The 18,747-nt window shown below is 72.6% G+C and carries 19 protein-coding genes; 10 read left to right on the top strand and 9 right to left on the bottom strand.

The annotated features are described in order from the left end of the window. Positions 1-136: 136 nt before the first annotated feature. Positions 137-1,630 (top strand): S1C family serine protease, encoded by a 1,494-nt coding sequence (locus AW270_RS14140; protein ID WP_061294744.1) that lies wholly within the window; start codon positions 137-139, stop codon positions 1,628-1,630. Beyond that, on the top strand, positions 1,627-3,294 hold the full coding sequence (locus tag AW270_RS40550; RefSeq protein ID WP_063819200.1) for a serine/threonine-protein kinase: 1,668 nt from the start codon (positions 1,627-1,629) through the stop codon (positions 3,292-3,294). The genes AW270_RS14140 and AW270_RS40550 overlap by 4 nt, the downstream gene beginning before the upstream one ends. On the opposite strand, the gene AW270_RS14130 is transcribed toward AW270_RS40550, so the two are convergent. The 3 genes from AW270_RS14130 to AW270_RS14120 all read right to left on the bottom strand — a co-directional run bounded on the left by AW270_RS14130 (position 3,284) and on the right by AW270_RS14120 (position 6,088). Then, positions 3,284-4,060: an ABC transporter ATP-binding protein gene (locus AW270_RS14130; RefSeq protein ID WP_061294742.1), complete on the bottom strand. Its 777-nt coding sequence runs from the start codon at positions 4,058-4,060 to the stop codon at positions 3,284-3,286. The genes AW270_RS40550 and AW270_RS14130 overlap by 11 nt on opposite strands. Continuing rightward, positions 4,057-5,013 carry a FecCD family ABC transporter permease gene (locus AW270_RS14125; protein WP_082801553.1) on the bottom strand — a complete coding sequence of 319 codons (957 nt, stop codon included), beginning with the start codon at positions 5,011-5,013 and terminating at the stop codon, positions 4,057-4,059. Before AW270_RS14125 ends, AW270_RS14130 begins: the two co-directional genes overlap by 4 nt. Before the next feature lie 118 nt (positions 5,014-5,131). Next, positions 5,132-6,088, bottom strand: a complete 957-nt coding sequence (locus AW270_RS14120) for an ABC transporter substrate-binding protein (RefSeq protein ID WP_061294738.1) — start codon at positions 6,086-6,088, stop codon at positions 5,132-5,134. Between the two features lie 232 nt (positions 6,089-6,320). On the opposite strand from AW270_RS14120, the gene AW270_RS14115 reads away from it, so the two are divergent. The 3 genes from AW270_RS14115 to AW270_RS14105 all read left to right on the top strand — a co-directional run bounded on the left by AW270_RS14115 (position 6,321) and on the right by AW270_RS14105 (position 9,543). Beyond that, positions 6,321-7,517 carry a sensor histidine kinase gene (locus tag AW270_RS14115; RefSeq protein ID WP_061294736.1) on the top strand — a complete coding sequence of 399 codons (1,197 nt, stop codon included), beginning with the start codon at positions 6,321-6,323 and terminating at the stop codon, positions 7,515-7,517. Further along, positions 7,508-8,152 carry a response regulator transcription factor gene (locus tag AW270_RS14110; RefSeq protein WP_061294734.1) on the top strand — a complete coding sequence of 215 codons (645 nt, stop codon included), beginning with the start codon at positions 7,508-7,510 and terminating at the stop codon, positions 8,150-8,152. The genes AW270_RS14115 and AW270_RS14110 overlap by 10 nt, the downstream gene beginning before the upstream one ends. A gap of 146 nt (positions 8,153-8,298) precedes the next feature. After that, entirely contained in the window at positions 8,299-9,543 is a 1,245-nt protein-coding gene (locus AW270_RS14105) for an acyltransferase family protein (RefSeq protein WP_061294732.1), read from the top strand. Here AW270_RS14105 and AW270_RS14100 read toward each other — a convergent pair. Beyond that, positions 9,509-10,381 carry a Gfo/Idh/MocA family protein gene (locus AW270_RS14100; RefSeq protein ID WP_061294730.1) on the bottom strand — a complete coding sequence of 291 codons (873 nt, stop codon included), beginning with the start codon at positions 10,379-10,381 and terminating at the stop codon, positions 9,509-9,511. The genes AW270_RS14105 and AW270_RS14100 overlap by 35 nt on opposite strands. 71 nt (positions 10,382-10,452) lie before the next feature. Here AW270_RS14100 and AW270_RS14095 point away from each other — a divergent pair, with 71 nt between their 5' ends. Further along, on the top strand, positions 10,453-11,049 hold the full coding sequence (locus tag AW270_RS14095; RefSeq protein ID WP_061294844.1) for a histidine phosphatase family protein: 597 nt from the start codon (positions 10,453-10,455) through the stop codon (positions 11,047-11,049). 6 nt (positions 11,050-11,055) lie between these two features. On the opposite strand, the gene AW270_RS14090 is transcribed toward AW270_RS14095, so the two are convergent. From AW270_RS14090 to AW270_RS14080, 3 genes are all read right to left on the bottom strand, one after another. Next, on the bottom strand, positions 11,056-11,328 hold the full coding sequence (locus tag AW270_RS14090; protein ID WP_061294728.1) for a hypothetical protein: 273 nt from the start codon (positions 11,326-11,328) through the stop codon (positions 11,056-11,058). Positions 11,329-11,405: 77 nt separating this feature from the next. Then, a complete protein-coding gene (locus AW270_RS14085; RefSeq protein ID WP_061294725.1) occupies positions 11,406-11,639 on the bottom strand; it encodes a DUF397 domain-containing protein in 234 nt (77 codons plus the stop codon). Continuing rightward, positions 11,626-12,507, bottom strand: coding sequence for a Sco1979 family transcriptional regulator (locus tag AW270_RS14080; RefSeq protein WP_082801539.1), 882 nt, complete (start codon positions 12,505-12,507; stop codon positions 11,626-11,628). Before AW270_RS14080 ends, AW270_RS14085 begins: the two co-directional genes overlap by 14 nt. Before the next feature lie 106 nt (positions 12,508-12,613). Here AW270_RS14080 and AW270_RS14075 point away from each other — a divergent pair, with 106 nt between their 5' ends. Both AW270_RS14075 and AW270_RS14070 read left to right on the top strand, forming a co-directional pair. After that, a complete protein-coding gene (locus AW270_RS14075; protein WP_245674705.1) occupies positions 12,614-13,150 on the top strand; it encodes an ATP-binding protein in 537 nt (178 codons plus the stop codon). A gap of 350 nt (positions 13,151-13,500) precedes the next feature. Next, entirely contained in the window at positions 13,501-15,876 is a 2,376-nt protein-coding gene (locus AW270_RS14070) for a helicase-associated domain-containing protein (RefSeq protein ID WP_061294721.1), read from the top strand. 83 nt (positions 15,877-15,959) lie between these two features. On the opposite strand, the gene AW270_RS14065 is transcribed toward AW270_RS14070, so the two are convergent. After that, entirely contained in the window at positions 15,960-16,856 is an 897-nt protein-coding gene (locus tag AW270_RS14065; RefSeq protein ID WP_061294718.1) for an AraC family transcriptional regulator, read from the bottom strand. 122 nt (positions 16,857-16,978) lie between these two features. Between AW270_RS14065 and AW270_RS14060 the strand changes: the two genes are divergently transcribed. Together AW270_RS14060 and AW270_RS14055 are read left to right on the top strand one after the other, a co-directional pair. Next, on the top strand, positions 16,979-17,296 hold the full coding sequence (locus AW270_RS14060; RefSeq protein WP_061294717.1) for a putative quinol monooxygenase: 318 nt from the start codon (positions 16,979-16,981) through the stop codon (positions 17,294-17,296). A 73-nt stretch (positions 17,297-17,369) separates the two neighbouring features. Then, positions 17,370-18,311, top strand: a complete 942-nt coding sequence (locus AW270_RS14055) for an alpha/beta hydrolase (protein ID WP_061294714.1) — start codon at positions 17,370-17,372, stop codon at positions 18,309-18,311. Here the strand turns inward: AW270_RS14055 and AW270_RS14050 are convergent. After that, entirely contained in the window at positions 18,308-18,691 is a 384-nt protein-coding gene (locus AW270_RS14050) for a RidA family protein (RefSeq protein WP_061294711.1), read from the bottom strand. The two genes, AW270_RS14055 and AW270_RS14050, sit on opposite strands and share 4 nt — an antisense overlap. Positions 18,692-18,747 lie beyond the last annotated feature (56 nt).

Below are 18,747 nucleotides of genomic sequence, written 5' to 3'. Positions count from 1 at the left end.
CTGATTACAAGCGGATTGCAAGCCTTGGCGTGATCATTGGCCGGTATCAAGTGAGTTTCGGTGACCGTGTGAGCCCTTGCAGGGGTATCCGGGCGCTGAGACGCTGGAAATCGTCATTCACGGTAAGGAGGCGGACATGCCCCGCCTGGCAGTCATCGCGGGGCTCGGCGCCCTGGGTGTCCTGGGCATGCCCCTGTTGCACCCCCACCCCAGCGGTTCGACCGACCGGGTGACCCCGGGTGCGGTCCGGGTGGAGTCCGAGTCCGTCGTCTCCGTCACCCTCCTCGACGACCGCAGCCGCCTCCAGCGCGTCGAGCGCGAATACGAGGTGGAGCTGGGCACCGGAAGCGGGTTCACGGTCACCCCCGACGGCGTGATCGTGACGGCGACCCAGGTCGTCAAGCCCGACAGGGACCTGCAGGTGTACGCCGCCAACAAGGTCTTCGCCGAATACTTCAAGGTCGACATCCCGGCCGACTTCGAGCGGCACACCGTCGACGACCCCGACCTCAACATCCGCCTGCAGGCCTGCTACCCGCCGCGCTCGCAGAACTCGACCTGCCAGGCCACCGTCGAGACGAAGGTGACCGCCTTCCCCTATCTCGACCCGGCGCTGCCCGAGGGGCTGGAGGCCGAGGTCCTGTCGACGGGCGACGCGCCGTCGTCCCCGGCGGTCCTCAAGGTCAACGCGGGGCCGAAGAACAACCTGCCGACCGTCCCGATGGGCACCACGATCAGCGCCCAGGTCGAGTCGGTCGACATCATGACGCTGGCCGCCCGCCCGGCGGCCAAGACGCCGCCGAAGATGGACACGGCCCACTTCGACCCGCCCGGCAGCCGCAACTTCAAGACGGCGGAACGTGACAAAGTCGACAAACTCATCGAAGCGGGGGCGGTCGGGGCGGCGGTGATCGACGACGGCAAGAGCGAGGTCGTCGGCGTGCTGTCCGGGGGCGGCAGCCTGCCCGCGACGGTGACGCCCGTCGACGAGATCCGCACCGCCCTGGTGGCGGCCGGGGTGACGCCCCGCCGCGGCCCCGTCGACGTCGTCTACGAACAGGCGCTCGCCGCCTACCACAACAAGCTCTACGGCAACGCCGCGCCGGTGCTGCAGCAGGTGCTGACCCTGCGGCAGGACCACGCGGTGGCGCTCGACTACCTGCGCGTCGCCAAGGCCAAGGCGGGCACCGCGGAGGACGCCGCGTCGAAGAAGTCCTCGCCCGTGCCGGTCCCCAAGCCGTCGTCGGGGGTGGCGCCGTGGATCTGGATCACCGGCGGCGTCGTCCTGGTCGGGGCGGTCGCGGCCGGTTCGGTGCCGTTCCTGCTGCGGCGCCGCCGCAACGGGGAGGACCAGCAGGAGCTATCGGGGGAACACGCAATGGTCACCTCATGGCCGGCCCAGACGGAGGTCTACCGGACCCCCAACCCGGGCCAGCCCGTTCACGACATCTCACCGCCGTCGGGGCAGCCCTACGTCTCCAACCCGGGCTCCAACCCCGGCAGCAATCCGGGTTCGCACCCGGGGGCGCAGGCGGGGACGTCCAAGAAGTTCTGCACCCAGTGCGGCATGCGGCTGGGCCACGCCCACCGGTTCTGCGGCTTCTGCGGGCATCCCTCGGACGCGCCATGAGCAGTGAGATGCCGGCGCTGGTGGGGCAGCGGCTCGGCGACTACACGATCGAGGCGGTGGTCGGCCGGGGCGGCATGGCCACCGTCTACCGCGCGCGCGACCAGCGGCTCGGCCGCGCGGTCGCGCTCAAGGTGCTGGCCCCGCAGCTCGCCGAGGACAGCCGGTTCCGCGACCGGTTCGTCCGCGAGTCGCGGCTGGTGGCCTCGATCGACCACCCGCACATCATCCCGATCTACGAGGCCAGCGAGCACGACGGGATGCTCTTCATCGCGATGCGCTACGTCGACGGCGGCAGCGACATGCGCAAGCTGGTGCAGTCGAACGGCCCGCTGCCGGTGGCGCGGGCCAACCACCTGTTCTCGCAGATCGCCTCGGCGCTCGACGAGGCCCACGCCAACGGGCTGGTGCACCGCGACGTCAAGCCGGCCAACATCCTGGTGACCGGCAACGACCACGTCTACCTGACCGACTTCGGCCTCACCAAGAGCTCCTCGGCCGACACCGGCCTGACCAGCCACGGCCACTTCATGGGCACGCCGCGCTACGTCGCGCCCGAGCAGATCCGGGGCCTGCCGGTCGACGGCCGGGCCGACGGCTACTCGTTCGCGTGCGTCGTCTACGAGGCGCTGGCCGGGCTGCCGCCGTTCCAGCGCGACACCGAGCTCGCGCTGCTCTACGCCCACGTCTCCCACGACCCGCCGCCGCTGACGCCCTACCGGCCCGACCTGCCCCACGTGGTGAACCAGGTCATGTCGCGGGCGCTGGCCAAGTCGCCGCTCGACCGCTATCCGACGTGCACGGCCTTCGTGTCGGCGCTGCGCGACGCGATCAGCGGCATGGAGGGCGACCTGCCGAGCCCGATCTCGGTCCCGCGCACGTCGTGGCCGTCGACGCCGCCGGTGCACCCGAACCCGGCCTCCCACCCGATGTCCCATCCGATGTCCAGCCCGCCCTACACCTATCCGTCGCACCCCTCGCACCCGTCGCACCCCTCGCAGATGTCGCAGGCGCCGACGGCCCGGGTGGGCGTCCAGCAGAAGAAGAAGTTCCCGGTCGGCCCGGTGGTCGGCGGGCTGCTGGGGCTGGCGCTGATCGCGGCTGGCGCGGTCTACGTGGTGAGCCAGAGCGGCGGCGACGCCCAGGCGACCTGGGACTCCTTCCCGGGCACCGTCGCGGCCCCCTTCAGCTTCAGCTATCCGTCGACGTGGACCCGGAAGGACTACTCCGACCAGCACGTCACGTTCGCGGCCTCGGCCGACGCATTCGACGCGCTGTTCAGCGTGCCGGGCAACTCCGACTGGTCGGGGGTCAACCCGATCATCTCCAGTTCCCCCGACAAGTCGAGCGGCCTGGTCGCCCAGACGACCGACACGATCTCGGCCAGCGACGCCCTGGAGTCGGTCCAGGCCGGGCTCCAGGCGACGCTCCCCGGGACGGTGTCGATCCCGGGGGTCGCCTCGGCGGCGACGGTCGGCGGGCAGCCCGGCCTGAAGGTCAGCGGCTTCCTGAGCGACTCGACCGGGGCGGGGCGGCTCGACTTCCGCAGCTACCTGGTGACCCGCGCCGGCCAGCCATCGGCGCTGATGACGTTCTTCTGCCCGTCGTCCAAGTGTGACGACACGCTGATCTCGACGATCGTGAACAGCGTCAAGTTCACGTCGTAGGGCGGCGCAGGTGCACGACCGGCCGTCCGGCCGGTCCGGCGCCGATGCTCACGCGGGCGCCGAAGTGGCGGGTGACCAGGTCCTCGGTGAGCACCTCGCCGGGGGCGCCGGCCGCGACCGCCTCGCCGCCGCTCATCAGGAGCAGGTCGTCGGCGTACTGGGCGGCCAGGGTGAGGTCGTGCAGGGTGCTGACGACGGTGAGGCCGTCGTCGCGGCGCAGCCGGTCGACCAGTTCCAGCACCTGCTGCTGGTGGCCGAGGTCGAGCGCGGTCGTCGGCTCGTCGAGCAGCAGCACGGGGGCCTGCTGGGTGAGCGCGCGGGCCAGCACCACCCGCTGGCGCTCTCCCCCGCTGAGCCGTTCCAGCGGGCGCGCGGCCAGGCCGGTGAGGTCGAGGCGGTCGAGCACCGCGCGGGCCACCTCGGTGTCGCGGGCGCTCTCGCGCCCCCAATAGGGGATGTACGGCGTCCGCCCCAGCAGGGCGTACTCGTGGACGGTCATGTCGGGTGGCAGCAGCGGGCTCTGCGGCGCGTAGGCCAGCATCCGGGCGCGGTCGCGGGGGGCGAGGCCGCGTACCGGACGACCTCCCACCGTGATCACGCCGTCGAAGGGCACCAGCCCCATCACGGCCTTGAGCAGGGTCGACTTCCCGGCCCCGTTGGGCCCGATGACGGCCAGCCAGCGGCCCTCCCGGGCGACGGCGCTCACCCCGCGCAGGACCGGCCGGCCGCCGAGGTCCACGCCGACGCCGGTGATCTCGACGGTCACGTCTCCACCTTCCTGGTGGCCCGCAGGATGGTGACGAAGAACGGCGCCCCGACGAACGCGGTGACCACCCCGATCGGCAGTTCGGCCGGGGCCAGCACGGTCCGCGCGATCAGGTCGGCGCCCACCAGGAACGCGCCTCCGGCCAGCAGCGACAGCGGCAGCACCACGCGGTAGGACCCTCCCGCCAGCCGCCGCACGGCGTGCGGCACCACCACGCCGACGAACCCGATCAGCCCTCCGGCCGACACGGCGGCGGCGGTCGCCAGCGAGGCCGCGACCAGCACGACCAGCCTCACCCGCCCGGCCCGCACCCCGAGCGAGGACGCCTCGTCGTCGCCCACCGACAGCACGTCGAGCAGCCGCCCGTGCAGCAGCAGGATCGCGGCGGCCACGACGGCGTAGGGCGCGCACATGACCACCTGGTCCCAGCCGCCGCCGACGTCGCCGAGGATCCAGGCGTAGACGCGCTGGAGCTCCTCGACCTTGAGCTGCTGCAGGAACGTCTGGATCGCGGTGAGGAACGAGGTCACCGCCACGCCCGCGAGCACGAGCGTGGCGGTCCCGCCGCCCCGGGTCGCGGTGCGGCCGAGCCCGTAGGCCAGCAGCACCCCGCCGGCCGCCCCGCAGAACGCCGCCAGCGGCACCCCGACGCCGTCGCCCAGCACGACGATCACCAGCGTGACGGTGAGCCCGGCCCCGGCGGCGGCCCCCAGCAGGTAGGGGTCGGCCAGCGGGTTGCGGAACACCCCCTGGTACCCGGCGCCCGCGACGGCCAGCAGCCCGCCGACCATCGCGCCGAGCAGCACCCGGGGCAGCCGCAGCTCGAACAGCACCCCGGTCTCCAGCGGCGTCAGCCCGGAGTGGGCCTCGACGAACGGCAGCCGGTCGGCCAGCGCGAGGACCACCCCCTTCAGGGGCAGCCCGGCCGCGCCGACCATGAGCCCGGCGGTCATGCACGCGGCCAGCGCGACGGCGGCCCCGGCGAACGCCACACCCTTGCGCGTCAACGGACCGCCCTGGATCCGGCCGCGAAAGCCTCGGGGCGGCAGCCCCGCGAGAGGACCCCGGCCATCAGCCCGCGGCCTTGGCCACCCCGGCGCCGATGGCCTCGGCGAGGTCGACCACGCGGGGGCCCCAGCGCGAGGCGACGTCGTCGTCGAGCTCGACCACGTCGCCGCTCCCGACGGCCTTCAGACCGCCCCAGCCCGGCCGCTCCGCGAGGGCCTTGGCGTTCTGGCCGCAGCACTTCACGTCGGCCAGGAAGATCAGGTCGGGGTCGGCCTTCGCGACGAACTCGGCCGACAGCTTGGGGTAGCCGCCCGCCGCGTCCGGGGCCTCGTCGGCGATGTTGACCAGGCCGAACAGGCCGTAGATCTGGCCGATGAAGGTGGTGGAGGTGGCGGCGTAGGGGGTGACGTCGAGCTCGTGGTAGTAGGTCAGCTTCGCCTGCGGGGCCTTGGCGGCCAGGTCGGCGAGCTTCTGCTTCATCCCGGCCACGACCTCGTCGGCCTTGGCCCGGTTGCCGGTGGCGGTGCCGAGGTTCTCGATCTCGGCGTACGCGTCGTCGATCTTGGTGGCGGCGGTCAGCACCAGCACCGGGACGCCGACCTCGCCGAGCCCGGCGACGACGCCTTCCAGGTCGTTGGAGACGATCACGAGGTCGGGGTTCTCGGCGGTGATGGCCTCGACGTTGGGCTTGAACCCGGACAGCGCCGTCTTGGGCGCCTCGGGCGGGTAGTTCGACTGGTCGTCGACCGCGACGACCTGCGGCCCCGCGCCGATGGCGAACAGCGACTCGGTGGCGGTGGGCGACAGCGACACGACGCGCTGCGGCCTGGCCGCGATCGTGACGGCGCCGTTGGCGGCCTGGACGGTCACCGGGAAGGGACCGCTCCGCCCGGCCGCGGCGGTGGGACCGGGAGCGGGGGCGGACGCGGGGGCGGGGGTGGCGGTGTCACTGCTGCCGCAGCCGGACAGCAGGGTGACACCCAGCAACACGCCCGCGAGCGCCGTGCGTAGGGGCCTCACGAGTTTCCTCCGGGGGGAGTTGCCGGGAACGAGAGACCCGGGGGACGGATCACCCTTTCCACGAGGGCGGACGACGTCGGCGCCGACGCAGGCGACCTGGCTCACCCGCCGGGGACGGGATTCACAGTTGCGGGAACAGCGCCGGGTTCACACCGGACTTCGCTGCGGCGGCACGCGTCCCATACGGTACCAACAGCCCTTTCGCCGCGAACGTGTGGCTAGGCTGACCCCCATGGTGTGGCGGGCCGTGAGGGCCACCGGGCGGCTCGTGCTGGACCTTCTGCTGGTCCCTCTCTGCGTCGTCGCGCTCCTCGTCACCGTCGTCACGATGGTCCTGTCGGCGACCTACCTCGGGCTGGTGCTGCTGCCGTTCGCGATCCGGCTCAACCGGGGCGTCGCGTCGCTGGCCCGGCGCAACGCCGGGGCGTGGCTGGGGGAACGCGTGACGGCGACCTACCAGCCGATCAGGGGCGGGGTCCTCACCCGGGTGCGCGTCGCCACGGGCGACCCGCAGACCTGGCGGGACCTCGGCTTCCTGGCCCTCCACGTCGTCACCGGCCCGCTCGGCGCGGGCCTGGCGCTGGGCCTGTGGGGCGCGCTCGGCTGGGGCCTGTCGATCCCGCTGTGGTGGTTCGCCCCGCTCCCCGAGCACGCCATTCATCTTCCGTGGGCGCTCGACTCGTGGGCGCGGGTGGCGGTCACCGTGCCGCTGTTCCTCGGCCTGGTCGGCGCGGTCGGCTTCCGGGTGGTGCCGCTGGTCGCCGAGGGGCTGTTCCGGCTCGCCAAGGCCATCCTCGCGCCGCGGCACGTCCGGCTGGCCGAGCGGGTCACCGAGGCGCTCGACGCGCACGGCCAGGAGCTGCGCCGCATCGAACGCGACCTGCACGACGGCGCGCAGGCCCGGCTGGTCTCCATCGCGATGCGGCTCGGCATCGCCGAACGGGTGCTGGCCGACGACCCCGCCAAGGCCGCCGCCCTCATCACCGAGGCCCGGCTCAGCACCGAGGAGACGATGACCGAGCTGCGCGACATCATCCGCGGCATGTACCCGCCGATCCTGGCCGACCGCGGCCTGCCCGGCGCCGTCGCGGCGCTGGCCGCCCGGTCGCCGGTGCCGGTCGACGTCGAGACGGCCGGTGTGGGCCGCCTCCCGGCGGCGGTCGAGGCGGCGGCCTACTTCGTGATCGCCGAGGCGCTGACCAACGTGGCCAGGCACAGCCGCGCCTCCTCGGCGCAGGTGCGGGTCAGGCGTACCGGGAACAGGCTTGAGGCCGAGGTGACCGACGACGGGAGGGGCGGCGCCGACGAGGACGGCGGCTCCGGCCTGGCCGGGATCCGCCGCCGGGTCAGCGCCTTCGACGGGGAGACCACACTGACCAGCCCGCCCGGCGGGCCGACGACGCTGCGGGTGGAGCTGCCGTGCGAGTGATCATCGTGGAGGACAGCGTCCTGCTGGCCGAGGGCCTGGCGCTGCTGCTGAACACCGAGGGCCACGAGGTGGTCGCCACGGTCGGCACCGCCGAGGAGTTCCACCGGGCCGTCGCGGGCCACCGGCCCGACATCGCCGTGGTCGACATCCGCCTCCCGCCGACCTTCCGCGACGAGGGCGTGCGCGCGGCGATCCAGGTCCGCCGCGACCACCCGGGCCAGCCGATCCTGGTGCTGTCCCAGTACGTCGAGCAGACCTACGCGACCGAGCTGCTCGCCGGAGGCGGCGGCGGCATCGGCTACCTGCTGAAGGACCGCGTGGCCCGGGTGTCGGAGTTCGTCGACGCGCTGGAGCGGGTGGCCAAGGGCGGCACCGCGATGGACCCCGAGGTGATCGCCCAGCTCCTGGTCAGACGGCACGCCCACCCGATCGACTCCCTCACCCCGCGCGAGCGCGAGGTCCTGTCGCTGATGGCCGAGGGCCACTCCAACACCGACATCGCGGCCTCCCTCGTGGTGACCGAACGGGCGGTGCACAAGCACGTCGGCAACATCTTCGCCAAACTCGGCCTCCCCCCGAGCGACAGCGGCCACCGGCGGGTGCTGGCCGTGCTGGCGTACCTGAGCGGGGTGTGACACCGGCGGTCTCGCCGAGGGTGTAGCCAGCACCACCATCCGGGGTAGCGGGGGCCCGTAGATCGAGACGGGTGCTCGCGGGACCGACTTCGCGGGGCGTTCCCGGAACGCTGAAGGGGACCTGATTCCCCCCGGAGGCGGCCCCCATGTCGATGACGATCCCCCATCCCGTCCATCCCGTCGCCTCGCCGCGCGACCCGTTCGTCGACGTGCTGCGGGTGCTCGGCATGGTGCTCGTGGTGGTCCAGCACTGGACGATGCCGGTGCTGCTCGACCGGGGCGGCGACCTGGTCACCGGCAACGCGCTGGCCTCGGTGCCGCTGATCACCTGGATCAGCCAGGTCATGCCGCTGGTGTTCTTCGCCGGGGGCGCGGCCAATTACCTGAGCTGGACCGGAAGGCCGCAGAGCGCCGAGAAGTGGATCGGCAAGCGGGTGGTCCGGCTCGGCTGGCCGGTGCTGCCGCTGATCGCGGTGTGGCTGCCGCTGCCCTACCTGCTCGGCGCGCTCGGCGTCCCGGCCCAGCCGCTGGAGGTCGCCTCGCGGCTGGTCGGCCAGCTGCTCTGGTTCCTCGCCGTCTACCTGCTCGCCGTCGTCACCACGCCGCTGCTGGCCCGGGTGCCCGCGCGGGTCCTGCTGCCGCTCTGCGCGGCGGCGGCGCTCGCCGTCGACGTGGTCCGCTTCTCCGGGTTCGAGCAGGCCGGATATCTGAACATCGCGTTCGTCTGGCTCGCCGTCCACCAGGTCGGGTTCCTGTACGCCCAGGGCAGGCTCACCCTCACCGGCCGCCGCGCCCTCGCCCTGGCCGCCGCCGGGTTCGGGCTGACCGCGGCCATGGTGGCCGCCGGGCCCTACCCGGCCAGCATGATCGGGATGCCCGGCATGCCCAGCAACATGGCTCCGCCGAGCGCGGTGATGCTCGCGGTGTTCGCCGGGCAGCTCGGCCTGGCGCTGTGGGCGCGCGAGTGGCTGAACCGGGCGCTGCCCGCGCCGGTGCTGAGCTGGCTCGCGCCCCGGATGATGACCTTCTACCTCTGGCACATGACCGCGCTGATCACCGTCGGCGGGGTCGCGTTCGCCGGCTTCGGCATCGAGACCCCGCAGCCGTGGTCGGCCACCTGGTGGACACTGCTGCCGATCTGGCTGGGCTGGCTGGCGCTGGTCCTGACCGTGCTGACGGCCCTGTTCGGCCGGTTCGAGGCCGCCCCGCCGACGAGTTCCACCCCGCTCCGGACGCTCGGCGCGGTCGGCCTGTCGGCGGCCGGGCTGCTCACCCTGACCGTCACCGGGTTCACGCCGGGCACGTTCGTCCCGGCCGCCGGCAGCGCCGCGCTCGCCCTGGGGATGGCGCTGCTGCTCAGGCGGAGAGCTGCCGCTCCGCTTCCGCGATGATCCGCTGGAGGCGCAGGCCGTGGGCGGCGTCGAGCGGGTGGCCGCCCCGGTTCCTGACCGTCTGGGCGAACTGCGCCACCATCCGGCTGAAGGCGTCGTCGCCCAGCATCGCCCCGAACAGGGTGGCCGAGCCGTTGCGGCCGAAGACCTCGACCCGCGCGTCGGGCAGGTCCCCGGTCGCGGCCATGGTCAGCGACGCCTCGCTGACCGCGCCGGTCTCGTGTTCGAGCAGCAGCCCGACCCAGCCGAGGGAGTTGCCGTGGGCCCTGACCCCGCTGATCGGCCCCAGCGCCGCGTCGAGCAGGTCGAGCATGTGCGGGCCGACGTCGAGGATCGCGCCGCGCTCCAGCCGCCAGGGGGTGGCGAACGGGCCGCCGTGCAGCGCGCCGCCGATGTTGGCCGCGTATCCGCCGAAGGGGTCGATCCCGGCGACCTTCTCCAGGAAGGCGTCGGTCGCGGCGGCGTACCGGAAGGAGAAGACCATCTGCGTCGGCACGCCCGACTCGGCGACCGCGTCGGCCAGCCGGAGCGCGCCGTCGAGACTGTCGGCGAGGGGCTTCTCCAGCAGCAGGGCCTTCCCGGCCTGCGCGGCCAGTACCCCGAGTTCGGCCTGCACGCCCGGCGGCACGCAGAACGCCACCGCGTCGCAGTGGTCGAAGAGCTCGTCGAGCAGCTCGAAGGCGCGGGTGCCGTTCCTGGCGGCCAGTTCGCGCGCGGCGTCGGGACGGCGGGCCCAGATCCCGGCCAGCCGGGTGTCCGGTCCGGCGGCGAGCTTCGGCGCGTGGATCATGCCGGCCCACGGCCCGGCCCCGATGAGCCCCACAGATACCGGTTCCATCAGCCTGCTCCCCTTTGTCGCGACACGTCGGCGATCAGAGACTATCCACCCGTGTAACGGCCATCATGGGGCTGGTGAACATCATCCTGCTGCGCCACGGTGAGACCGAATGGAGCAAAGCCGGTCGCCACACCGGGCGGACCGACATCCCGCTGACCCCCCACGGCGAGGCGCAGGCACGGGCCCTGGACTCCGTCGTCAAGGCCTGCGACTTCGCCCTCGTCCTGGTCAGCCCGGCCCAGCGGGCGGCCCGGACGGCCGAGCTGGCCGGGCTCACCGGCTGGGAGACCGACCCCGACCTGTGGGAGTGGGACTACGGCGGCTACGAGGGCGTGACCACGGCCACCATCAGGGAGACGATCCCCGGGTGGTACATCTGGCGCGACGGCGTGATCCCCGGCGACTCGGCCCACCCGGGCGAGAACGTCGACCACGTGGGCGAGCGCGCCGACCGGGCGATCACCCGGGCCGTCGACGCGCTCACCGGAGACGACAGTTCGGTGCTGCTCGTGGCCCACGGCCACTTCCTGCGGGTGCTGGCGGCCCGCTGGCTCGGCCTGCCCGCCTCCGAGGGGCGGCTGCTCCGGCTCGACACCGGCACCTACTGCTCACTGGGTTACGAACACGGCGAGCGAGTGGTCCTGACCTGGAACTCGCCCGTCCGTTAGAGACGGCTAGGGATTGACGGGCGCGGGCTGCGGTCCGCGCCCGGTGAGCCATTCGAGCACCTTGCGGTGGCCCCGGCGGGCGTCTTCGAAGTGTCCCCAGCGCCAGTAGCGGGGCTGGTCGCGGACCCCGGTGACCCACGTCCGGTAGGCCACCGACCTCGGCTGGCCGTCAAGGGGGTCGGCCGCCGAGGCGACGCCGTAGGTCCTGATCACGACCCGGCCGCCGGGTGCGAAGAGCACGTCGTCGGCGACGGGGTACAGGGTCATCTGGTCCAGCATGGGAACCATGCTGCCCGACCCGTGTTACACCCCCGGCCCAAACCGGTTAAGTGAGTGAACCTCGTGTTAAAAGGGCGTTACGCGACCAGGCCGTCGAACTCCCCGTCCTTGACCCCGAGCACGAGCGCGCGGATCTCGTCCCGCGTGTAGATGAGCGCCGGCCCCTCGGGGAACCGGGAGTTGCGGACGGCGACCCCGCCGTCGGGCAGCTCGGCGAGCTCCACGCAGTTCCCCGTGGAGTTGCTGTGCAGGCTCTTCCGCCACTGGACGCCCGAAAGGGCGGTGGCGGGCATCCCGTTATAAGTCTGCATACACTTTCTCTCTCAGAAGATCATCGAGCAGGTCCCTGGTCCCGCCCGGCGTGGTGCTCTCCACGCAGAGCTGTTCCATGGCCGTGAGGTAAGGATCGATGTCCTCGCGTTTGTCGAGGTACAGAGCGCCCCAGAGTTGCTCGACGTAGACCACGTCCGAAAGGTCGGACTCCGGAAACCGCAAGATGGTGAAGGCCCCGCCCTCGGCGGCGTGCATGCCGAAGCGGAACGGCATCACCTGCAGAGTGATGTTGGGCAGCCGGGCCACGTCGAGCAGATGCTCGATCTGCTCGCGCATGATCTTCGGCCCCCCGATGGGCCGGCGTAGCGCCGCCTCGTCGATGACCGCCCACAGGCGCGGGCCGCCCGCGTTGGCGAGCCGCTCCTGTCGCTGCATCCGCACATGCACGCGGCGTTCGATCTCGTCATCGGGGGCGTCGGGGAACCCGAGCCGGATGACGGCGCGCGCGTACGCGGACGTCTGGAGCAGACCGGGCACGAACTGCACCTCGTAGGTGCGGATCACGCTGGCGGCCTCTTCCAGTCCGATGAAGGTGACGAACCAGCCCGGCAGCACCTCGCCGAACTTGTGCCACCAACCGGGCGTGTTGGCCTCCCGGACCATCTCCAGGAGCTGCCGGCGTTCGGCGTCGTCGCTGACGCCGTACAGGGTGAGCAGGTCTTCGACGTCTCGTGTCTTGAATCCGACCCGGCCGAGCTCCATTCGGCTGATCTTCGATTCGGACGCCCGGATGTGGAATCCGGCCTCCTCACGGGTGAGCTCCCGCTCCTCGCGCAGCCTCCGGAGACTGGCGCCGAGCATGATGCGCCGGACGGTGGAGCCGGAACCTGGCGGGTCGATCGACACGAGTCATTCCTCCGGTATGTGGACTGAACTACAGTCTGTCAAAGATCGCCCCTTTCGTCCCAGGGTCGTTTTGGGTAACGGTAGCGCCTGCAACGACCATCTGCACGTGCATCCGCTGTTGCACATGCACGAGACCGTGCCCCATCATGATCTCGTGCACTCGGTCCTCGAATGGTCGGCACTCGATTGGTGGCCCCCGGTCGGCTGGTGGCCCGAACCCGCGCGCGACCTCCTGCCCGCCTTCTCCGCCTCCCAGGCCGCCACTTTCGTCCTCCCGCCCAAGGCGGACTCGGTCCACAGCGCCCGCAGCTTCGCGACCGGGACGCTGACCGGCTGGGACCTGGGCGAGCTGTGCGACGGGATGGAGCTGGTCGTCTCGGAGCTCGCCACCAACGCCCTGCGCCACGGGCTGGAGATCGGCGGGCGGCCCCGGCGCGAGGTGATCAGGCTCGCCCTCATCCGGCGCGGCGCGTTCGTCGCCTGCGCGCTCACCGACCCCGGCTCGGCCCACCCCGTGCTGCGCGACCCGGCCCCGTTCGAACCGGGCGGGCTCGGCCTGCACATCGTCGAGTCGATCAGCGTGCGGTGGGGCTGGTCGCCGCTCGCCCCCCAGGGAAAGGCCGTCTGGGCCGTTCTCACCTGATGCCTCGCCGGCCGAGGGGTGCTCCCGTGCAGCCCGGACTGCGCGGGGGCACCCCTCGGCCGGCGATTCTTCGCGGCAGATTCACAGCGCGAGCCGGAGACGGCCTTCGGCCGCCTCCGGCTCGCTTCCTGATGCCTTTGGGACCACTGTTAACACCCGGCCAGGAAATCCCCATTGAGTATCCGGGATTGCCTTCCTCCCGCGTGATCCTGTGCTGAGGTGGAGTCCAGCACGCTCGCGGGGAGGAGGGAGAACAGGAGAATGACCTTTTCGTCGCCTGCGGTGCCGAATATCTTGATCTCACGTGCGTCTCCACCACCGCGGCTTCCCGAGGCCCTGAGAGATCTGTGATGGACGATCACCTAATCGCCTGGCTGACAACTCTCGACGAAAACCGGCTCGCGCGTGTCCTGGCCAACCGCCCCGACGCGATCGCCCCGCCCTGGCCCCGGCGGATCGACGCGCTCGCGCAGCGGCTCGGCAACACGTTCGCGGTCATGGAGGTCATGCGCGGCCTCCCGCTGCCCCCTTTGGAGCTCCTCCAGGCGTGCCTGGTCATCGGCGGCCGCCCCACGGAAGACGAACTGGCCCGGTTCCTCGGCGTGTCCACCTCCGAGGTCATCCCGTGGCTCGACCGGCTCTACGACTGCGCGCTGGCCTGGCCCGCCCCCGACGGCCGCATCCATCTCGCCGAGGCGGTGGCCCGCTGGTGGACCGCCCCCTGCGGCCTGGGCGAACCCCTCCACGGCTACCTGGAGTCGTGGGCGCTCAACACCGAGGGCCTGCGGCGCATGTGCCGGACCCTGGGCATCGCCCCGGCCGGCGGCAAACGCCAGATGGTGGCCCGGGTGACCGCCCTGCTCAGCGACCCCGACAAACTCGGCGACCTGCTCGCCTCGGCGCCGGAGGGGACCGTCGGCCTGCTCGACGACTTCGCCTGGGACGGCCCGGTCCGCAGCGTCGACGGCAACCGCTTCGTCAACCCCGGCACCCCCGAGAAGTGGGCCCAGGACCGCGGCCTGCTGTTCCGCACCCAATGGGACGTCGCCGAGATGCCCCGCGAGGTCGCCCTCGGCCTGCGCGGCCCCGAATACCACGGCCCCTTCACGCCCTATCCGCCCGACCTGGCCACGATCCCGGTCGACCGCGACGCCGTCGACCTGGCGATGGCGCTGGCCGCGCCCCACCTGCTCGACCGCGCGACCGCGCTGCTGGAGAACACCGACAAGACCACCCTCCCGCTGCTGAAGAACGGCGGCGTGGGCGTGCGCGAGCTCCGCCGCGTGGCCAAGGAGACCGGCACCTCCGAAGAGGAGACCCGGCTGCTGATCGAGGTCTGCGCGGTGGCCCGGCTGCTCGCCCTCGACGAGAAGGCCGGCGGGCTGGCGCCGACCGAGCGGTTCGACGCCTGGCGGCTCGAAGACGCCCCCCACCGGCTGCGGGTGCTGCTGGCCTCCTGGTGGCGGATGGAGCGCTCGTCGCTGCGCCGCGTCGACGGCCGCTATCCGGTGGTGCTCGGCGACGACCCGGCCGGTGAGACCATCGCCCGCATCCGCCGGGCCGTTCTCGGCGCCCTGACCGACGTCGAGCCCGGCCACGGCTTCGCCACGCTCCAGGAGCTCGTCCAGTCGGTCCACTGGCGGGCCCCGCTGCTCGACCGCGAACTGCTCGCCGAGTGCGCGCCCGGCATTCTGGAGGAGTCCCGCATCCTCGGCCTGACCGCCTGCGACTCGCTCACCGATCTGGGCCGCGCGCTGGCCGCGCTCGGCTCGGTCGCGGGCGACGAGAACGACGACTCGGCGCCCGAGGTCGAACACGACCCGGCGCTGGCCGACTGCTCCACCCGGGCGCTGGCCAGCGCCCAGCGCACCGCGCTGTTCGGGGCCGACCTGACGGCCGTGGTCACCGGTCCTCCGGCGGTCGAGCTGGCCTCGCTGCTCGACCGGGTCGCCACCCGCGAGGCCAAGGGCGCGGCGTCGATCTGGCGATTCAGCGCCGCGACCGTCCGCCGGGCCCTCGACGCCGGGTCGACCGCCGACGAGCTGCTCGACGAGCTCGCCCAGGTCGGCACCCTCCCCCAGCCGCTCACCTATCTGATCAACGACGTCGCCCGCCGCCACGGCGAGGTGACCGTGACGTCGGTCGGCTGCATCGTGCAGGGCTCCGACCCGGGGCTGCTGGCCGAGATAGCCGCCCACCGCAAGCTCGCGAAACTGGGCCTGCGCCAGCTCGCCCCGACGGTGCTGGCCAGCACCTCCCCCGCCGACCGGACCCTGCGCGCGCTGCGCGAGGCCGGTTACGCGCCCGTGCCCGTCAACGACACCGGCGACATCGAGATCCGGCGCGAGCCGCAGGGCGGCCGGTTGATCCTGCTGCCGGGCGGACGGGTCGCCGAGCTCGACCCGCCGCCGATGCTGACCGAACCCCCGCCCGACCCCCACGAACACGCCGCCCGCCTGCTCAAGCACCGCGACGACGACCGCCCCAACGGCCAGACGTGGGCGCTGATCGGCCGGATGGCCAGCCGCCTGCCGACCGCCCAGCAGTCGCTCCTCGGCTTCGTCGTCGACCGCGGCGTCCGCGCGCTGATCACCCTGTCCGACGGCGTGACGGCCACCGTCAGCCACGGCGAACTGCACAGCGGCGTCCTCGACGCGTGGTGCGAGGAGGCCGGCGACTACCTGGAGTTCCCCCTCAACGAGATCTCGTCCGTCACCGCGTCTTAAAAGCGTTTCTTCCGTTACGGCTCCGCCTGCCCTGGCCCCGACCGCCGTCGGCGCCCCACGCCGCATCCGGCGCCGACCGGCCGTCAGGGCAGGGCGGCCATCGTCCTGGGGGCCGGCCTCGGCAGCGTGGCGTCCTGGCTGGGCGGGGTGCCGAACTGGCGGCGGTACTCCCGGCTGAACTGCGACGGGCTGTCGTAGCCGACCCGATGGCCCACCCCGGCGATGTCGCCGGGGCGGGTGGCCAGCAGCAGCCGGGCCTCCTGGAGCCGGATCTGCTTCTGGAACTGGATGGGGCTCATCGCGGTGACCGCCTGGAAGTTGCGGTAGAACGCCGACACGCTCATGCCCGACAGCCTCGCCACCTCCTCCACCCGGAACGGCTGCGCGTAGTGTTCGCGGATCCACCGCACCGCCCGCGCGACGTGGCTGAGCCCGCTGTCGGCCAGCCCGAGCTGCCGCACCACCCCGCCCTGCGGCCCGGTCGCCACCAGCCAGAGGATCTCCTTGATGACGAGCGGCGCCAGCACCGCCCGGTCGCGCGGCCGCTCGATGAGCCGCAGCAGCCGCACGACCGCGTCGAGCAGCTCGGCGGAGGCGTCGCTGACCGCCAGCCCGGAGGGTGTCCCGGCCGGTTCGCGCGGGAGGTCGCCGGGCCCGGCCGCCAGCAGCAGCTCGGCCACCGCCTCAGGCCTCAGCACCAGCCCGAACCCGAGCGCGGGCTCCTCCCTGGTCGCACCCACGAACCGGCCGGTGACCGGCAGGTCGACGGAGGCGACGAGATATTGACCGGCCCGGTAGTCGTAGACCCGGTCGCCGAGCGCGAGCCGCTTCTCCCCCTGGGCGATGACGGCCAGCACCGTCCCGGACATGGAGGTCTCGGCCGGGTCGGACCGATCGACCCGGGACACGAGCACTCCGTCGATGGGGGTGGTCATGTCGGGCCGGGCATGCCGGTTCAGCAGGCGGCGCAGCTCTTCCATGGCACGATTACAGCGCCCTTGAGAGGATCAGGCAAGCCCTGACGAGCATCGTTCTACCCGTGAGCAGGGACAGGGCCCTGTAATGGAGGCAACGGAAAATCCTCCGAGAAGAAGGAACGGGCATGAACGCCACCTACGGATTCACCGCCACCATGACCGCCCTGCCCGGCCGGGGAGACGACCTGGTCGCCCTCCTGCTGACCGGCCTCGACGCGGGCGGCCCGGCCGCGAGCGAACACTGCGTCGTCTACCTGGTCAGCCGCTCGGCCGCCGACCCCGACGTCGTCCAGGTGACCGAGGGCTGGACCACCGAGGACGACCACCACAGGCTGTTCGCGGGCGAGACCGCCCAGGCGATGGTGGCCAGGATCGCCCCCTTGCTGGCCGGCGAATCCACCTACACCGACCTCACCCCGGTGAACGGCAAAGCCACCTTCTGACAGCGCCGTGCCTGTCCCCCAGTCACGAAATTTCGCCATCTCGGCGGAACAGACCCCTGAGAGAGGACTCACCATGATCCCCGTCCGGCCCGCCGTCGACGCCGAGCTCCGTGTCCTGGCCGCCGATCTGCCGCTCATGCCCGAGCTGACCCCTGAGGTGGTCGCGATGCTGCGTGGCATCCCGTCTCCTCCCCTCGACACCCTCCTGGGCGGCCGGGACGTGGAGCGGCGGGAGGTCGCCGTGATCGCCGAGGACGGCGCGGAGATCCCGGTGACAGTGCTCAGCCCGCCCGGCGCCGTGGGCGCGCCCTGTGTCGTCTGGATCCACGGCGGCGGCATGATCATGGGCGACAGGTTCGCCAATCTCGACATCCCGCTGGAGTGGCTCGACCGGTTCGGCGCGGTCGTCGTCACCGTCGACTACCGGCTGGCCCCCGACGTCACCGGCAGCGCCCTGGCCGACGACTGCCACCGCGCCCTCACCTGGGCCGCCGAGAACGCCGCCGAGCTCGGCGTCGACCCGGCGAAGATCGTCGTGGCGGGCATCAGCGCCGGAGGCGGGCTGGCCGCCGGGGTCGCGCTGATGGCCCGCGACCGGGGCGGGCCCGCGCTCGCCGCCCAGGTGCTCATCTGCCCGATGCTCGACCACCGCGACGCCACCACGTCCACCCTGCAGTTCACCGGCCCGGGGGTGTGGAGCCGGGAGATGAACGCCTACGGCTGGCGCGCCGTGCTCGGCGGCCTGACCGGCGACGACGTCCCGGCCTACGTCTCCCCGGCGATCGCCGCCGACCTGTCGGGCCTGCCGCCCGCGTACGTCGACGCGGGCTCCGCCGAGGTCTTCCGGGACGAGGACGTCGCCTACGCCGGCCGCATCTGGGCCGCCGGCGGCCGCGCCGACCTGCACGTGTGGGACGGCGGCTTCCACGGCTTCGACGCCCTCTACCCCGAGGCCGCGCTGTCGGCCGAGGCCCGCCGCACCCGGTCGGAGTGGCTCGGCCGGGTGCTGGGCTAGTCGCGGAGCACGGCCACCACATCGATCTCCACCAGCTTGTGGTCGAGCGTCGACCCCACGGTGGTCCTGGCGGGGAACGGCCGGGCCATCGTCTGCTCGTAGACCGCGTTGTACGCCTCGTAGTCCCGGTGCAGGTCGTCGAGGTGGACGGTCACCTTGACGACGTCGGATAAGTCGAGCCCCCGGGCGGCGAGCAGCGCGCGGAGGTTGGCCAGCGTCTGCCGGGTCTGGGCGGCGACGTCGCCGCCGACCACCTCGCCGGTCACGGGGTCGTGCGGGCCCGTCCCTGCGGTGTAGAGGAACCCGTGGGCGACGACGGCCTGCGAGTAGGCGCCACCGGGCGCGGGCACGCCGTCGGCGCTGATCACTTCCCTGGTCATTACTCCGTTGTAGGCCCGGCCGGGGGCGCGACGGCCGCGCCGCGCCCGGCGCAGCC

Origin of the sequence: Herbidospora cretacea, from assembly GCF_001570605.1 — a bacterium.
In the GTDB taxonomy this organism is placed as follows: Bacteria; Actinomycetota; Actinomycetes; order Streptosporangiales; family Streptosporangiaceae; genus Herbidospora; species Herbidospora cretacea.
Note: the sequence above shows the minus strand (reverse complement) of the source record. Positions and strands in the feature narration are given on the sequence as shown.

What these genes read in the sequence shown, in the direction of transcription:
- AW270_RS14140 (WP_061294744.1), top strand. Translation starts at nt 137, where the DNA reads ATGCCCCGCCTGGCAGTCATCGCGGGGCTCGGCGCCCTGGGTGTCCTG.
- AW270_RS40550 (WP_063819200.1), top strand. Translation starts at nt 1,627, where the DNA reads ATGAGCAGTGAGATGCCGGCGCTGGTGGGGCAGCGGCTCGGCGACTAC.
- AW270_RS14125 (WP_082801553.1), bottom strand. Translation starts at nt 5,013, where the DNA reads ATGACCGCCGGGCTCATGGTCGGCGCGGCCGGGCTGCCCCTGAAGGGG.
- AW270_RS14115 (WP_061294736.1), top strand. Translation starts at nt 6,321, where the DNA reads ATGGTGTGGCGGGCCGTGAGGGCCACCGGGCGGCTCGTGCTGGACCTT.
- AW270_RS14105 (WP_061294732.1), top strand. Translation starts at nt 8,299, where the DNA reads ATGTCGATGACGATCCCCCATCCCGTCCATCCCGTCGCCTCGCCGCGC.
- AW270_RS14100 (WP_061294730.1), bottom strand. Translation starts at nt 10,381, where the DNA reads ATGGAACCGGTATCTGTGGGGCTCATCGGGGCCGGGCCGTGGGCCGGC.
- AW270_RS14090 (WP_061294728.1), bottom strand. Translation starts at nt 11,328, where the DNA reads ATGCTGGACCAGATGACCCTGTACCCCGTCGCCGACGACGTGCTCTTC.
- AW270_RS14085 (WP_061294725.1), bottom strand. Translation starts at nt 11,639, where the DNA reads ATGCAGACTTATAACGGGATGCCCGCCACCGCCCTTTCGGGCGTCCAG.
- AW270_RS14070 (WP_061294721.1), top strand. Translation starts at nt 13,501, where the DNA reads ATGGACGATCACCTAATCGCCTGGCTGACAACTCTCGACGAAAACCGG.
- AW270_RS14065 (WP_061294718.1), bottom strand. Translation starts at nt 16,856, where the DNA reads ATGGAAGAGCTGCGCCGCCTGCTGAACCGGCATGCCCGGCCCGACATG.
- AW270_RS14060 (WP_061294717.1), top strand. Translation starts at nt 16,979, where the DNA reads ATGAACGCCACCTACGGATTCACCGCCACCATGACCGCCCTGCCCGGC.
- AW270_RS14055 (WP_061294714.1), top strand. Translation starts at nt 17,370, where the DNA reads ATGATCCCCGTCCGGCCCGCCGTCGACGCCGAGCTCCGTGTCCTGGCC.
- AW270_RS14050 (WP_061294711.1), bottom strand. Translation starts at nt 18,691, where the DNA reads ATGACCAGGGAAGTGATCAGCGCCGACGGCGTGCCCGCGCCCGGTGGC.